This is a genomic window from Streptomyces sp. Edi2 (assembly GCF_040253635.1).
In the GTDB taxonomy this organism is placed as follows: domain Bacteria; phylum Actinomycetota; class Actinomycetes; order Streptomycetales; family Streptomycetaceae; genus Streptomyces.
In genome coordinates this window covers 6,051,565-6,066,793 of the sequence record NZ_JBEJGX010000003.1, presented here as the reverse complement: position 1 = coordinate 6,066,793, position 15,229 = coordinate 6,051,565, and the positions used below count along the sequence as shown (strand labels likewise).

The window sequence follows — 15,229 nt, the reverse complement described above, 5'->3', positions numbered from 1 at the left end:
GTCGGGCATCTCACACCGGCATCGCACGCCGCCACTGCCCATCGCCGCCCCGCACCGCCCGCACGCATCGGCGTCTCACACCGCCCGGCCGCCGCACGCCAGGACCCTGGCCAGCGCCTCGACGACCCGGGGCTCGTGGTCCTGCGCGGTGGCCAGCCGCAGCCGCTCCAGGGCGCGCAGCGAGCCGCCCGGCCCCGCCGACTCCCCCGACAGGTCGTCGTAGGCGTTGACCGTGCGGACGATACGCGCCGTGACCGGCTGGTCCCGGTACGGATCGGCCTGCCGCTCGACGACCACCGCGACCTCCGCGGGAACCCCGGTCTGCCGGACCACGGCGCCGCCCAGCAGCGCGATCCGGCGCTGCTGCGCGGGCGGCAGCGGCGCGGTGGCGCCGTCGGGCACCGGGTCGAGGAGCGAGAGCTGTCCGATGTCATGCATCAGCGCGGCGTATTCGAGCACGTCCAGGTCCGGTGCGTTCAGACCGAGTTCACGGCCCACGGCGCGGCTGAGCGCGGCCACCCGGCGGGCGTGGCCGTGCGGGGTGTAGCCGGCGATCTCGGTGGAGCGGGCCAGCGAGGCGATGGTCTGGCGGTAGGTGGTGCGCACGGCCGCGAACCGGCGGAAGGCGAACTGGGTCAGCAGCAGCGGCAGACAGAAGACCGGCAGCGCCCAGAGCCCGGCGACCGCAGTGGCCAGCGAGATCACCACTCCGGTGGCACAGATCGCCGAGCCGATGCCGGGCAGCGCCCGCAACTCGTCGCGCAGCAGCGGCCCGTACGGCCAGCCGGTGCGGGCGCGGGCCAGTGCGGCCGCCAGCACCGCGTCGCACAGCGCGGTCAGCGCCATCAGGCCGGTCAGGAACAGCGGGTAGACCGGTCCTGAGGCCACCCAGCTGCTCAGGGTCCCGGTGTTGTAGAGGGGCTGGAAGCAGGTGGCGGCGAACCCGATGGTCAGCATCCGGCGGGCGAGGTGGTCAAGCGCCGGGCCCCGGCCGCGGGCGACCTGCGGGACGAGTCCGACCAGACCGGCCGCCAGGACCACGGCCACGATCTGCGGTACGCCATGGGTCGTCGGCCGTCCGCCGGCCTCACCGAGCAGCGCGTACGCGAGGGCGCCGGCCGCGCCGAGCGGGGAGACCTCCCGCTCTCCCGGCCCCCGCCCCCCGGCCGCCGGCCGCGCGCCCCGGCCCACCAGCTCGCCCACCGCTATCAGCAGCCCGAAGGCCAGCGCGATCCCGGGCTCGGCCAGGCCCTCCCAGAGCGTCCGGCCGAGCGACCAGCAGGCCAGCGCGCCGGCCGGGGCGTAGACGGCGGCGATCACGGCGCCGCCCCGTGCGGCAGGCACCCCGGCCCGGGTGGCACGGCCGTCCGCCGAACGGCTCCCGGACGGCCAGGGCAGCCGGGGCGGCCGGGACCGCTCCGGGGCGCCGCTCATCGCGCACCCTTCCGTCCGGCCTCTTCGGGGCGCGGCTCGGACCGCCGGGCCGGCCGCTGCCCGCCGGCGCCCGGCCTCCCGGCGCCCGGCTCCCCAGCGCCTGGCTCCCCCGCGCCCTGCACCGTGGCCGCTCCCGGCGCCGCACCGGCTCCCGGCAACGCACCGGCTCCCTCCACCGCACCGGCCCCTGGCGCCGCACCGGGCTCCGGCGGGCCGCCGACGCCCTCCCCCTCCCGCACCGCACCGGGCTCCGCGTCCGCCGCCGCCACCAGGTCCGGGTGCCAGCCGTACCGGTCGAGCGCCGCCGCCAGCGCCCGGACCATCCGCGGGTCGAACTGCGCCCCGGCGCACTTGCGCAGCTCCGCCACGGCCGCCGGCACCGGCCGGGCCCGGCGGTAGGAGCGGGTCGAGGTCATCGCGTCAAAGGCGTCCGCGACCGCCACCACCCGGGCGCATTCCGGGATGTGATGCCCCATCAGTCCGTAGGGATAGCCGCGCCCGTCCAGCCGCTCGTGGTGGTGCAGGATCGCCGCCCGTGCCTCCCCCAGGAAGCCGATACCGCGCACGATCTCGTGGCCGTATTCGGGATGCAGCTCGATGACCCGTCGCTCCTGCGGCGTCAGCGGTCCGTCCTTGCGCAACAGCCGGGTGGGGACGCCGAGTTTGCCGACGTCGTGCAGGATGCCGGCGAACCGCAGTACCTCCACCCGGTCCTCCGTCATGCCCAGCTCCCGGGCGATCATCACCGAGGCGCGCCCGACCCGCTCACTGTGCCCGCGGGTGTAGCGGTCCTTGATGTCCACGGCCTGGACGAGGGCGCGGATGGTGGCCTGGTGGGCGGTGCGTTCACGGTGGTACTGGGCGAACACCCAGCAGGACAGGCACATCGGCAGCAGCACCAGCAGTGCCGCCGTCGGCCCGTACGAGCTGCACCACAACACCGCCATCATCAGCCCGGCCAGGCCGTGCACCAGATGCGGCCCCAGCGAACGGGAGAGCGCCCCGCGCCAGGCGGTGCGCAGCGGGCGCCGCTCGGCGGCGACCAGCACGCCGCCGTCGAGCGCCACGAGCACCGCACAGAAGGTGGTGGCGGCGGCCGCGGCGGGCAGCAGCAGAACGGGGAACTGCGGTGCGGACAGCGGGTGATGGCCGAGGGCCCGGAAGACCTGGGCGGCCGCGCAGCAGGCCAGTGCCGTCTCGGCGGCGTGCCAGAGCCTGCGGGCTCCGGCCGAGCGCGCCTTCGCCGGGCCGGTCAGCGCTCCGGGGACGGCGGCCAGTGCGGCCAGGGGCGGCGGCAGCAGAAAGACCCCGGCGAGCAGGACGGGGCTGGCCCAGCCTGCGACAAGCGCCCCGGGCGCCCCGGCGGAACCCGCGCCGTACGGTATCCGGCCGCCCACCAACGGGCAGCGGTGCAGCTGTTCGCACACCGCGTACAGGGTGGCCAGGGCCAGCGTGCTGCTCCAGGGGGCGCCGGCTCCGAGCCGTGACGCCGGGGCGGCACACAGCGCCGCGGCAAGCACGGCGCAGCCGATATACCCTCGCGCGGCCGCCGGAAGTCCCCGCATCGCGCCCTCCTCACCGAGCCCACCGCTCCCCCACGCTCTTGGGGAGCAGAGGGACCCCTCGCGCTGCCTCCGCAGTGCGTCGGGGTCCGGTGAGAATAGAGGGGCCGGGGCACCGGGGAAGGTGCATCAGCGGATCGGGCGGGACGAATCGGCCCGTCCCTCACCCCTTAGGGTGACGTGCCGCGTTACTCGGCCCGCGCGGTCCGGCTCCGTGCATCGGTGGAACCGGTCACCCCGCCCGGACCGGTCCCCTCCTCGGATGCCGCCGCCTGCTCGCGCTGCGCCTGTTCCTTCTTGGCCTGTTCGAGCACGCTCACCTCGGGCACGGTCTCGCCGGCCCGGATGAGGTCGATCCGGCCCATCACCTTGGAGCGCAGGTCGCTGGGGACGTCGTCATGGCCGCAGCAGCGCTTGACGAGCTTCTTGACCGCCTGCTCCAGGCCGTACTTCTCCAGGCACGGCGAGCATTCGTCCAGATGCACCTGGAAATCTGCGCACTCCCCCGCGGGCATCTCCCGGTCGAGATACTCGTAGAGGTGGTCAAGGACCTCTGAGCAGTCCTTCTCGTGCGGCTCTCCGCAGCTCATGATCCCGAGCCTTTCCGGTCGTGCGACTCCGTCGTGCGCGCGGACTGCGGGTCCGCGGTCGCCGCCCCCGCCGGGACCAGCCCGCGCTCACGGGCGTAATCCTCCAGCATGCCGCGCAGTTGGCGCCGGCCTCGGTGCAGTCGGGACATCACCGTGCCGATGGGTGTCCCCATGATGTCCGCGATCTCCTTGTACGCAAAGCCCTCGACATCCGCCAGGTACACCGCGATACGGAATTCCTCGGGGATCTCCTGGAGCGCGGCCTTCACATCGGAGTCGGGGAGGTGGTCGAGCGCCTGTGACTCCGCGGAGCGCAGTCCCGTCGACATATGCGACTCGGCGCGCGCCAGCTGCCAGTCCTCGATCTCCTCGGCGGCGCTGCGCTGGGGCTCGCGCTGCTTCTTGCGATAGGAGTTGATGAAGGTGTTCGTGAGGATGCGGTACAGCCAGGCCTTGAGGTTGGTGCCCTCCCGGAACTGGTGGAAGGACGCATACGCCTTGGCGTATGTCTCCTGCACCAGGTCCTCCGCGTCGGCCGGATTGCGCGTCATGCGCAGCGCGGCGGAGTACATCTGGTCCAGGAACGTCAGCGCGTCCCGCTCGAAGCGCGCATTGCGCTCGGCGGCGCTCTCCTGAGCCTTGTTCTCAGCCGTGCCGTCGGTCCCTGCGTCGGTACCGGTGACCGGACCCACCTCCTCCAACACCGTCCTGGATCCGGATGCGGACCCACCCGATTCGGAGAATAGACGACGATCCGGTGCGGCCGCCGCTCCAGCCAGGGCGGGCTGCTTCACCATCTGCGACCGGGGCAGGTCGGCGGCCGGGCGGGCCGGGCAAGCGATTCCCATGCGGCGGACTCCTCTTCCTCATGCTTCACCGGACGTACTCGAGTACTACGCCTCGCACAACAGCCGCATGGGGCGCGGCATTCCCGGAAGCAGAGTTCAAAGGGCCGGCGGCCGGACGCGGGCGACTGCGGGCGACCACGGGCGACTACGGCCGGGGCCCGGCAAGCCCGCTTGCCACTCCGGCAAGGGGGGCGCACAAGGACGAGCGCACCAGGGGAAACGGACAGGGAAAGGAGACCGTCAGCCGAACATCCCGTCCAGCCAGGCCGCCACCGCATCCGTGATCACGGCCATCGACTCCGCCTCGCCGACGCCCGCCTTCTTGGGCACCGCGAAGCCGTGGTCGGCGTGCGCCACCTCGGTGATCTCCGTCTCCGGCGGGAACTCCTCAGGGCGTCCGAACGGATCCCGGCCGCCCTGGACGACCAGCGTCGGCACCCCGGCGCCGGTCAGCTCGTCCACCCGGGACTTCTCCGGCCGGCCCGGCGGATGCAGCGGGAAGCTGAGCGCCAGTACGGCCTGCGCGCCCAGGTCCCGCGCCGTACGGCAGGCCACCCGGGCACCGGCACTACGGCCGCCGGCGACCACCGGCAGCCCCGGCTTCTCCAGCGCCGGCCACAGCGCGGTCCATCCGGAGTCCAGGGTCTTCGGCGCGGGCGCCAGCTTCTTGCCCGCCACCCGCCACGGCTGCTCGACCAGCGCCACGGTGTACCCGCGGGCCGGCAGCGCGGCCGCCAGGGCCCTCAGGTCGCGTGCCTCGATGCCGCCGCCTGCGCCATGGCTCACGGCCACCACGGCCCGTGCCGGCGTGGCGTCACGGTGCCAGGTGATCCGGGCGTCGCCCGCCGGTGTGCCGACCGTGTCGGTCTCGATCGCGCCAGTGCTCATACGCCCATCCTGCCCGTGCCGCAGCCGGACGGGCAGCGCGGACACCCGCGCGGCACCCCAGGACGTGCGCGCGGCACCCCAGGCACTCAGGCGGCACCCCAGGCAGCACGGGCGACACCACAGACATACGGGAGGGCCGCCCGGCCCGGCCCCCGCGCCCGCCACAGGTCGGACACGCCTCAGAACAGCGTGCCCACCTCCGGACCGTCGAGCTCGGCGACCAGCTCGGGTCCGTTGGTGCGGACATTGCTGACCCCGGTCGGGACGGGATAGGCGCGCATCATCCCGGCCGGCGGCGGGGCCAGCAGTGCGCGTATCTCGTCGGGGTCGGTGCGGGACGGGTCGAGCCAGGCGTCCCAGCGGTCCGGTGTCAGCACCAGCGGCATCCGGGGGTGGATCTCGGCCAGGGACTGCGGCCCCTCGTCGCCGGCGTCCCCCGCCAGCGGGGTGGTCTCGGCCTCCGTGGTGACGACCGTGCAGGTCACCCACCAGGCCAGCGGGTGGTCGCCGGGCAGCGTACGGTCCCGCCAGAACTCGTAGAGCCCGGCCATCGCCATCACGGACCCGTCCGCGGGCGTCACGAAGTAGGGCTGTTTACGGGGCCGCTTCTTCCTGCCCTGCTCCTCCAGCTCCCGCTCCGCGGCGTCGGTGACCCACTCGAAGTAACCGTCTCCGGGGAGCAGGCACCGCCGGGTCGCGAAGGCCTGCCGGAAGGACGGCTTCTCGTGCACCGTCTCGGCCCGCGCATTGATCATCTTCGCGGCGGCCTCGGGTGACTTCGACCACGACGGGACCAGGCCCCACTTCAGCGTCCGCAACTGGCGCACCGGGCCGTCCGGCTGAGCGGCGCCGGCCGCCGCGCCCTTGAGGGGGCGTTCGAGCACCGCATGCACCCGGTCCGTCGGCGCCACATTCCAACTGGGCGCCAGGGTCTCCGTCGGCTCCCACTGCTGAACGCCGAAAACCCCCACCAGGTCCTCGGGACGACGACTCGCTGCATACCTACCGCACATGCATGCCACACTGCCATGCCACACGAAGGGGAGACATGGACACCGACCACCTCACCGACATATGGAGCCGGGTCTTCGGGACCCAACCCGCCCCGTCGCTCTGGCTGGTGATCATCACGGCGGTGCTCGCCCTGGGCGCCGTCGTCCCGCACACCGCCTGGCGGCTGTCGCGGAACGCCGTCACCATCGCCCACGAGGGCGGCCACGGACTGATCGCCCTGCTCACCGGCCGCCGCCTGGACGGCATCCGGCTGCACTCTGACACCTCGGGCCTGACCGTCTCGCGCGGCAAGCCGACCGGCCTGGGCATGGTGCTGACCGCCGCGGCCGGCTACATCGCACCGTCCCTGCTGGGCCTGGCAGGCGCCGCGCTGCTCGCCGCGGGCCACATCACGGCGCTGTTGTGGGGCGCGACCGCGCTGCTGCTGGCGATGCTCATCATGATCCGTAATGCGTACGGCGTGCTCACCGTCGTCCTGACCGGCGCCGCGTTCGTGCTGGTCTCCTGGCTGACGACGGCGGATGTGCAGGCGGCGTTCGCCTATGCGGTGGTGTGGTTCCTGCTGCTGGGCGGGGTGCGGCCACCGTTCGAGCTGATGGGCAAGCGGCGCCGCGGGGGTGCGGTCGACTCCGACCCGGACCAGCTGGCGCGCCTGACCCATGTCCCGGCGGCCGTCTGGCTCGGCCTGTTCCACGTGGTGACGCTGTGCTCCCTGATGGGCGGCGGGCGCTGGCTGCTCGGCCTCTGAGGCCCGCCGCCCCGGGCGCCGGCCGGCCCTCGTACCGCGCGCCCTGGGTGTCCGCCGCCACGCCGGAGCGTCCGCCGCCACGCCGGGGCCGGGCGCCGTCACGCCGGAGCTGGACGCCGTCGTTCCGCTCCCGGCACGCGAGCGCACTATCACTGCCACGTTTCGGCGGGGTTGCACGGCTTTTGATCAAGATCGGCACCCTTGCCCAGCCATTAAAGTAAGGGGCATGACCGAGAGCCCCGCACATCCCGCCCTCTGGCCCGCCCCGCTCGCCGCCGGGGCCGTCGATGCCACCGTCACCGTGCCCGGCTCCAAATCGGTCACCAACCGCGGCCTGGTCCTGGCCGCCCTCTCCTCCGAGCCCGGCTGGCTGCGCCGACCGCTGCGCTCCCGGGACACGCTCCTGATGGCCGAGGCGCTGCGCACCCTGGGCGTCGGCATCGAGGAGACCGCCTCCTCCAGCTCCGCCGGCGCCGCCGCGCAGCCCGGCGGCGGCGAGGCCTGGCGGATCATCCCGGCGGGTCTGCACGGCCCGGCCACCGTCGACGTCGGCAACGCCGGCACGGTCATGCGCTTCCTCCCCCCGTCGCCGCGCTCGCCGACGGCCCGATCCGCTTCGACGGCGACCCCCGCTCCTACGAGCGCCCGCTCGGCGGCGTGATCGACGCGCTGCGCGCCCTGGGCGCCCGGATCGACGACGACAACCGCGGCGCGCTGCCCATGACGGTCTTCGGCAGCGGCGGCCTGGACGGTGGCGCGGTCGAGATCGACGCCTCCTCGTCCTCCCAGTTCGTCAGCGCCCTGCTGCTGTCCGCGCCGCGCTTCAACCAGGGCGTCGAGGTCCGGCACGTCGGCGCGGCCCTGCCCTCCATGCCGCACATCCGGATGACCGTCGACATGCTGCGCAGCGTCGGCGCGCAGGTGGACACCCCGGAGGCGGGCGGCGAGCCGAACGTCTGGCGGGTCACCCCCGGCGCGCTGCTCGGCCGCGATCTGGTCGTCGAGCCGGACCTGTCCAACGCGCAGCCGTTCCTGGCCGCGGCGCTGGTCACCGGCGGCCGGGTGACCATCCCCGACTGGCCCGAGCACACCACCCAGCCCGGCGACGCGCTGCGCGAGATCTTCACCACCATGGGCGGTTCCTGCGAGCTGACCGAGCACGGGCTGACCTTCACCGGCAGCGGCCGGATCCACGGCATCGACGTCGACCTGAGCGAGGTCGGCGAGCTGACCCCGGGCATCGCCGCGGTTGCCGCCCTGGCCGACTCCCCCTCCACACTCCGCGGCGTGGCGCATCTGCGGCTCCACGAGACCGACCGGCTCGCCGCGCTCACCAAGGAGCTCAACGAACTCGGCGGCGATGTCACCGAGACCGCGGACGGGCTGCACATCCGGCCGCGCCCCCTGCACGGCGGGATCTTCCACACCTACGAGGACCACCGGCTGGCCACCGCCGCGGCGGTCATCGGCCTGGCGGTCGACGGCGTGGAGGTGGAGAACGTCGCCACCACCGCCAAGACGCTGCCCGACTTCCCCGCGATGTGGACGGACATGCTCGCCCCGGCGTCCGCTGCCTCCCGGAGAGGCTGAGGGGTTCCGCCGCCATGCGCCGCTACGGAAAGAACCCCGACGAGGACGACATCCGCGTCCGCCCCAACCCCAAGGGCAACCGGCCCCGCACCAATATCCGCCCCAAGCACGAGGACGCCGGCGAGGGCCTGGTGCTGACCGTCGACCGCGGTCGGCTGACCTGCCTGGTCGACGGCCGTACGGTCACCGCGATGAAGGCCCGCGAACTGGGCCGCAAGAGCGCGGTGGTCGGCGACCGGGTCGCCGTCGTCGGGGACCTGACCGGCGCCAAGGACACCCTCGCCCGGATTGTCCGGGTCGAGTCGCGGTCCTCGACGTTGCGCCGTACGGCCGACGATGACGACCCGTTCGAGCGGGTCGTGGTCGCCAACGCCGACCAGCTCGCGATCGTCACCGCGCTGGCCGATCCCGAGCCGCGCCCCCGGCTCATCGACCGCTGTCTGGTCGCCGCCTACGACGCGGGCCTCGACCCCCTGCTGGTGCTGACCAAGTCCGATCTGGCCTCCGCGGACACCTTGTTGGAGTCCTACGGCGCGCTCGGCGTCCCCTACCTCGTCACCAACCGCGACGAGCTCGCCGACGGCAGCGCCGCCGAGCGGGTGCGGGCCGCGCTGACGGGCCGGATGACAGCGTTCGTCGGGCACTCCGGGGTGGGCAAGACCACCCTGGTCAACTCCCTGGTCCCGGAGCGCCGCCGGGCCATCGGCCACGTCAACGCGGTCACCGGCCGCGGGCGGCACACCACCACCTCGGCGCTGGCGCTCCCGCTGCCCGGGGACTCGGGCTGGGTCATCGACACCCCGGGCGTACGGTCCTTCGGGCTGCATCACGTGGACCCCTCCCGGGTCATCCACGCCTTCCCGGATCTGGAGCCCGGCACCGCCGGCTGCCCGCGCGCCTGCAGCCACGACGAACCGGACTGCGCGCTGGACGCGTGGGTCACCGACGGGCACGCCGATCCGGCCCGTCTCTACTCGCTGCGCCGCCTCCTGGCCACCCGCGAACGCCGCGAGGGCGACTGATCCCTGGACGTTTGCCGCCGCCCGCCGGAGGTAAAGGCATAATCACACCAAGGTCGGCGTAGTGCCCAAGGAGGCCCTGATCGCCCGGACGGGGCCCGAACGAGTGATTCTGACGCCCCGCCGTCGCTCATGCAGGACAGGCTCTGGCTGACGGAGGCAATGGGACATGGCGTGGCTGCTGGTCGTGGTGGCGGGGATCCTGGAGACCGGCTTCGCGGTCTGCCTCAAGCTCTCGCACGGCTTCACCCGCCTCTTCCCGACCATCGCCTTCGCGGCCTTCGCCCTCGGCAGCTTCGGTCTGCTGACGCTGGCGCTGCGCAAGCTCGACGTCGGCCCGGCGTATGCGGTGTGGACCGGCATCGGCGCCGCCGGGACGGCGATCTACGGCATGGTCTTCCTCGGCGACCTGGTCTCCACTCTCAAGATCGTCTCCATCACCCTGGTCATCGTCGGCGTGGTCGGTCTGCAGCTGTCGGGGTCGGCGCACTGAACCATCGGCGCACCGAGGCGGGAGCGGCGGTGTGCACGGCGGTCGACGCGGGGGTCTGGTGACCTGGGGGCTGTCTTCAAAGTCCCGTCGTTCGCCCGTAGGGCGGGCCTCGCGGTGTCTGGTGCGTGCGATCGCAAGGCGGAGGGTCTTCCCGGTACTGGGTGTACCGGGATGATCCGACAACGCGGATGGGGGTCCCCCCGCGCCGTTCAGGCGTGGGGGAGTGCGTGCCAGGCGCCGCGAGGCAGGCGGGACTTTGAAGACAGGCCCCAGGGGCTCTGGTGCCCCTGGGGCCGTGGGGGCTCGTGGGGGTGCAGGGCGCCCGTCACCGCCGGCGCACGTGCGGCCCCTCCTCCCCACCGTCGTAACGCTCCCGCCACCCCTGGGCGGGCGGCACAGTCGTGACGGTCCGTCACCCCCGGCCGGGCAGCGCAGTCGTAACGCCCCGCTATCCCTGGTCTGCCGGCGATGCACCGGCCGCCGTCCGGGCGAAGGCGCCCCGTACAAGCCGGGACACCGCCTCCGTCTCCAGCTCCCGGCCCGACCGCTGAGCCGGTACGCGTCCGGGGACCTGCGCCACGCCGGGAACCTGCGCCGCGCCGGAGGCCGGCGGGGCGACGACACAGGCCAGGGTCAGCCGCGCCGCCGTCTCGCAGGCGGTGCCCAGGGCGGGCAACTCCCCCGCCGGCCAGTCGGGCTCCAGCGCCGCGACAGCCTGGTCGCAGAAGCGGCCGACGAGCTCCGCGGGCCCCGGCAGCGGCGCCTCGGCGGGCACCGCGGCGCGCTGTACGGGGAGGCCGGGCCGGTCGGCCCGTACCGGCGCCGGGTCGCCCTGCGCCCCCGAAGGGATCGGCAGCCGGTCGTTCCAGCAGCCGGTCAGTACGGCCCTGACCAGGGGGTTCGCCCGGGCGGTCCGGAGTGTCCAGGCGGCCGCGGCCACCACCCGGCCGGCCGCGTCGCCCCGCGCCCCGGCGGCCGAGGCACCCCGGGACAGCGCCCGGGCGACCCCGGCGAGGTAGTTCTCGGTCTCCCGGCGGACCAGGGCGCGGGCCAGCCCCTCCTTGCTGCCGAACTCGTTGTAGAGCGTCTGGCGGGAGACGCCGGCGGCGGCCGCGACATCGACCATCCGGACGGCCGTCCAGGCGCGTTGCGTCAGCGCCGTGTAGGCGGCATCGAGCAGGGATTCACGCGCTGCGGGCATCGTCGCCTCCCCGGCCGCCGGCCCAAGCGGCCGGTGTGCGCACAGAATTGACGCGGCGCCAGATGCTGTCAAGGGGCGCCGCGGCACCCACACACCGGCGAGCCCGGGGCTGTCACACGCCCGGCGGCGCCCGGCCGTGTGGCTCCTGCGCAGACCAATCGATACTGTTCGCCCATGCCCGACTATCACGATGATCTTCGCCTCGGCCATGTTCTCGCGGACGCCGCGGACGCCGCGACCATGGAGCGCTTCAAGGCCCTCGACCTCAAGGTCGAGACCAAACCGGACATGACACCGGTGAGTGAGGCGGACAAGGCGGCCGAGGAGCTCATCCGCGGTCAGCTCCAGCGGGCCCGGCCACGGGACGCGGTGCTCGGCGAGGAGTTCGGCAGCGAGGGCGCGGGGCCGCGGCGCTGGATCATCGACCCGATCGACGGCACCAAGAACTACGTCCGCGGAGTGCCGGTCTGGGCGACGCTGATCGCGCTGATGGAGCGCGGGGAGAACGGCGACCGCCCGGTGGTCGGCATCGTCTCCGCCCCGGCGCTCCACCGCCGATGGTGGGCCGCCGACGGGCTGGGGGCCTTCACCGGCCGCAGCCTGACCTCCGCGACCCGGCTGCAGGTCTCGCAGGTCGGCCGCATCCAGGACGCCTCGTTCGCCTACTCCTCGCTGACCGGCTGGGAGGAGCGCGGCAAGCTGCCCGGTTTCCTCGACCTGAGCCGGGACTGCTGGCGCACCCGCGGCTACGGGGACTTCTGGCCGTACATGATGATCGCCGAGGGGTCGGTGGACATCTGCGCGGAGCCGGAGCTCTCGCTGTGGGACATGGCGGCGTGCGCGGTGGTCGTGAAGGAGGCCGGCGGGCAGTTCACCGGCCTGGACGGCAAGCCGGGCCCGCACAGCGGCAACGCGGCGGCCTCCAACGGCCTGCTGCATGAGGATCTGCTCGGCTATCTCGGCGACTCCCCGCGCTGACCTGCGACGGGCCGGGTATTCGGACACCCGTCCCGCAGTTGCCCCTTGTTGCATCGGCACAGGCATGTGAACATGAGAATCCCCCACTTTGTGAACTTGTGAATCCCTTCGCAAGGCACATTCACCAAGGAGGTGGCTCCACTCCATGCCCATGCACGTCAAAGACGCCATGAGCACGGTGGTCCTCACCATCGGGCCCGCTCACACCCTCCGACAGGCGGCACAGCTGATGGCGGCCCGCCGCATCGGCGCGGCCGTGGTCCTCGACAACGACAACAGCGGTATCGGCATCCTCACCGAGCGCGACATCCTCAATTCCCTCGGTGCGGGCGAGAACCCCGACCGGGAGACCGCCCAGACCCACACCACCTCGGACGTGGTCTTCGCCGCCCCGCACTGGACCCTCGACGACGCCGCGGACGCCATGGTGCGCGGCGGCTTCCGCCATCTGATCGTGCTCAACGACCATGAACCGGTCGGTGTGGTGTCCGTACGCGACATCATCCGCTGCTGGTCGGCCACCACGGAACGGGCCGACGCCGTACCGGCCTGAGCACGGAGACCGGACGCACGAAGAGGCCGAAGCCCCATGGCATCCGGCCTCTTCGCTTGTATACGGCAGCGACAATTGAGCAACCCCCACGGCGATCAACCACCTCCGCGAGAGCGGCGGCGGATTAGCCGCAAAGGGCTGCCTACGCTCAGCCGCGCAGGGCCTGGACCGCGGCCTCCAGTCGCTTGCCGTAGTCCGCGTCCGCCTTGCGGAAGTTCTCGATCGCCCGCTGGGCGATGTCGTCGCGGGAGACCTGGGAGATGAAGCCCGCCAGGTTGTCGATCAGACGCTCCCTCTCCTCCTCCGACATCAGGCGGTAGAGAGTGCCGGCCTGGACGAAGTCGGTGTCCTCGGCGTGCGAGGACGCGGCCTGCTCGCCGGTGGGGCCGGTCACGGTGGCCGGCTGCCACAGGGGGCGGCCGGTCTCGCTCGGTCCGCCGAAGCTGTTGGGCTCGTAATTCTTCGCGCCCGCGTGCCGTCCGTCGTAGAGCACGCCGTCCCGGCCGTGGGTGCGCGCCTCGGCGGCGTGCGGGCGGTTCACCGGGAGGTGGTCGGCGTTGATGCCGACGCGGTAGCGGTGGGCGTCGCCGTAGGCGAAGAGACGGCCCTGGAGCATCTTGTCGGGGGACGGGCCGATACCCGGCACGAAGTGGTGCGGGGAGAAGATCGACTGCTCGACCTCGGCGAAGATGTTCTGCGGGTTGCGGTTGAGCTCCAGCTTGCCGATCTCGATCGGCGGGTAGTCCTCGTGCGGCCAGACCTTGGTCAGGTCGAACGGGTTGAAGCGGTAGTTGGCCGCCTCGGCCTCGGGCATGATCTGCACCTGGACGGTCCAGCTCGGGAAGTCGCCCCGCTCGATGGACTGGCGCAGATCGCGCTGGTGGCTGTCGGGGTCGAGGCCGGAGGTCTCGGCGGCCTCGGAGGTCGTGAGGTTCTTGATGCCCTGGTCGGTCTTGAAGTGGTACTTGACCCAGAAGACCTCACCGGCGGCGTTGTTCCACTGGAAGGTGTGCGAGCCGTAGCCGTTCATGTGGCGGTAGGAGGCGGGAATGCCGCGGTCTCCGAACAGCCAGGTGACCTGGTGGGTGGACTCCGGCGACAGACCCCAGAAGTCCCAGACGTTGTCCGCCTCCTGCGAGCCGGTGTACGGGTCGCGCTTCTGGGTGTGGATGAAGTCGGGGAACTTGATGGCGTCCTTGATGAAGAACACCGGGGTGTTGTTGCCGACGAGGTCGTAGTTGCCCTCTTCGGTGTAGAACTTCAGCGCGAAACCGCGCGGGTCACGCACCGCGTCGGCCGAGCCGAGGTTGCCCGCGACGGTGGAGAAGCGCAGGAAGGTCTCCGTCTGCTTGCCGACCTCGGAGAGGAAGTTGGCGCGGGTGTACTTGGTCACGTCCGCGGTCACCGTGAACGTGCCGTACGCGGCGGCGCCACGGGCGTGCACGATGCGCTCCGGGATGCGCTCGCGGTTGAAGTGCGCGAGCTTTTCGATCAGGAGCTGGTCCTGGATGAGGCCGGGACCGCCGATGCCGGCCGTCTCGCTGTTCTGGTTGTCCCCGACCGGAGCCCCGGACTCCGTGGTCAGCGGTCCGGTGGTGCTCTCTACCGACACGTGCGCCTCCTGGAAAGTCTTCTACACCTGCCCTTGGCTTGCGCCGATCACGATCCTACATTGGACAATGTCTAAGTCAAGAAGAACCCGAAAGCCATACTCGATCCGGTGATGGACCTGTCGCTGCTACCCTTGGCTGTATCTGACTGATAGGTGATTGGCATGAGTGACCTGCTGGAACGGCTCCGAGGACGCGGCTGGCGGCTGACCGCGCAGCGACGCGTCGTCGCCGAGGTCCTCGACGGGGACCACGTCCACTACACCGCCGACGAGGTGCACGCGCTGGCGTCCGACCGGCTCCCCGAGATCTCCCGCGCCACGGTCTACAACACCCTGGGCGAGCTGGTCTCGCTCGGTGAGGTGATCGAGGTGAGCACGGACGGCCGGGCCAAGCGCTACGACCCCAACGCCCACCACGACCACCAGCACCTGATCTGCTCGCGGTGCGGCACGATCCGCGACGTCCACGTCCAGGGCGACCCGCTCTCCGCCCTGCCCGAGCCGGAGCGCTACGGCTTCCAGGTCTCCGAGGTCACCGTGACCTACCGGGGCATCTGCCCCACCTGCAGCGCCCCGTCCTGACGCCCGGGCGCACCGGCCCCCGCCCGGGCCGCCCGCGCACCGCGTCACGCCATACGCACCGTCGAGCCCGCGCCCACCCGGCCGCGGGCTCCTTCGCGTGCCCGGCCCGCCCGCCGG

General features: G+C 72.7%; 14 protein-coding genes and 1 pseudogene. 7 read left to right on the top strand and 8 right to left on the bottom strand.

What is annotated here, in order from left to right:
* Window positions 1-75 precede the first annotated feature (75 nt).
* The 6 genes from ABR737_RS30200 to ABR737_RS30175 form a co-directional block, all read right to left on the bottom strand.
* Window positions 76-1,434: an HD-GYP domain-containing protein gene (locus tag ABR737_RS30200; RefSeq protein WP_350253813.1), complete on the bottom strand. Its 1,359-nt coding sequence runs from the start codon at window positions 1,432-1,434 to the stop codon at window positions 76-78.
* Window positions 1,431-2,999: an HD-GYP domain-containing protein gene (locus tag ABR737_RS30195; RefSeq protein ID WP_350253812.1), complete on the bottom strand. Its 1,569-nt coding sequence runs from the start codon at window positions 2,997-2,999 to the stop codon at window positions 1,431-1,433. The genes ABR737_RS30200 and ABR737_RS30195 overlap by 4 nt, the downstream gene beginning before the upstream one ends.
* A gap of 185 nt (window positions 3,000-3,184) precedes the next feature.
* The gene (gene rsrA / locus ABR737_RS30190; RefSeq protein WP_350253811.1) at window positions 3,185-3,586 is read right to left on the bottom strand and encodes a mycothiol system anti-sigma-R factor; all 402 of its coding nucleotides are present in this window, start codon (window positions 3,584-3,586) and stop codon (window positions 3,185-3,187) included.
* Window positions 3,583-4,278, bottom strand: a complete 696-nt coding sequence (locus ABR737_RS30185) for a sigma-70 family RNA polymerase sigma factor (RefSeq protein WP_350256979.1) — start codon at window positions 4,276-4,278, stop codon at window positions 3,583-3,585. Before ABR737_RS30185 ends, rsrA begins: the two co-directional genes overlap by 4 nt.
* Before the next feature lie 396 nt (window positions 4,279-4,674).
* Window positions 4,675-5,322 carry an alpha/beta hydrolase family protein gene (locus tag ABR737_RS30180; RefSeq protein WP_350253810.1) on the bottom strand — a complete coding sequence of 216 codons (648 nt, stop codon included), beginning with the start codon at window positions 5,320-5,322 and terminating at the stop codon, window positions 4,675-4,677.
* 179 nt (window positions 5,323-5,501) lie between these two features.
* Window positions 5,502-6,335 (bottom strand): SOS response-associated peptidase, encoded by an 834-nt coding sequence (locus ABR737_RS30175; protein WP_350253809.1) that lies wholly within the window; start codon window positions 6,333-6,335, stop codon window positions 5,502-5,504.
* A gap of 35 nt (window positions 6,336-6,370) precedes the next feature.
* Here ABR737_RS30175 and ABR737_RS30170 point away from each other — a divergent pair, with 35 nt between their 5' ends.
* The 4 genes and pseudogenes from ABR737_RS30170 to ABR737_RS30155 all read left to right on the top strand — a co-directional run bounded on the left by ABR737_RS30170 (window position 6,371) and on the right by ABR737_RS30155 (window position 10,186).
* Complete coding sequence (locus tag ABR737_RS30170; protein ID WP_350253807.1) at window positions 6,371-7,084, top strand: M50 family metallopeptidase; 714 nt, start codon at window positions 6,371-6,373, stop codon at window positions 7,082-7,084.
* Window positions 7,085-7,310: 226 nt separating this feature from the next.
* Window positions 7,311-8,674, top strand: a pseudogene (gene aroA, locus ABR737_RS30165) (3-phosphoshikimate 1-carboxyvinyltransferase).
* A 14-nt stretch (window positions 8,675-8,688) separates the two neighbouring features.
* Window positions 8,689-9,696 (top strand): ribosome small subunit-dependent GTPase A, encoded by a 1,008-nt coding sequence (gene rsgA, locus ABR737_RS30160; protein WP_350253805.1) that lies wholly within the window; start codon window positions 8,689-8,691, stop codon window positions 9,694-9,696.
* A 166-nt stretch (window positions 9,697-9,862) separates the two neighbouring features.
* Window positions 9,863-10,186: a DMT family transporter gene (locus ABR737_RS30155; RefSeq protein WP_086716806.1), complete on the top strand. Its 324-nt coding sequence runs from the start codon at window positions 9,863-9,865 to the stop codon at window positions 10,184-10,186.
* A gap of 448 nt (window positions 10,187-10,634) precedes the next feature.
* On the opposite strand, the gene ABR737_RS30150 is transcribed toward ABR737_RS30155, so the two are convergent.
* Complete coding sequence (locus ABR737_RS30150; RefSeq protein ID WP_350253803.1) at window positions 10,635-11,387, bottom strand: TetR/AcrR family transcriptional regulator; 753 nt, start codon at window positions 11,385-11,387, stop codon at window positions 10,635-10,637.
* Between the two features lie 174 nt (window positions 11,388-11,561).
* Here ABR737_RS30150 and hisN point away from each other — a divergent pair, with 174 nt between their 5' ends.
* Complete coding sequence (gene hisN / locus ABR737_RS30145; protein ID WP_350253802.1) at window positions 11,562-12,365, top strand: histidinol-phosphatase; 804 nt, start codon at window positions 11,562-11,564, stop codon at window positions 12,363-12,365.
* Between the two features lie 151 nt (window positions 12,366-12,516).
* Entirely contained in the window at window positions 12,517-12,918 is a 402-nt protein-coding gene (locus ABR737_RS30140) for a CBS domain-containing protein (protein WP_350256978.1), read from the top strand.
* A 148-nt stretch (window positions 12,919-13,066) separates the two neighbouring features.
* On the opposite strand, the gene ABR737_RS30135 is transcribed toward ABR737_RS30140, so the two are convergent.
* Window positions 13,067-14,530 carry a catalase gene (locus tag ABR737_RS30135; RefSeq protein WP_350253800.1) on the bottom strand — a complete coding sequence of 488 codons (1,464 nt, stop codon included), beginning with the start codon at window positions 14,528-14,530 and terminating at the stop codon, window positions 13,067-13,069.
* Window positions 14,531-14,692: 162 nt separating this feature from the next.
* Here ABR737_RS30135 and ABR737_RS30130 point away from each other — a divergent pair, with 162 nt between their 5' ends.
* Window positions 14,693-15,112 (top strand): Fur family transcriptional regulator, encoded by a 420-nt coding sequence (locus tag ABR737_RS30130; protein WP_088799853.1) that lies wholly within the window; start codon window positions 14,693-14,695, stop codon window positions 15,110-15,112.
* Window positions 15,113-15,229 lie beyond the last annotated feature (117 nt).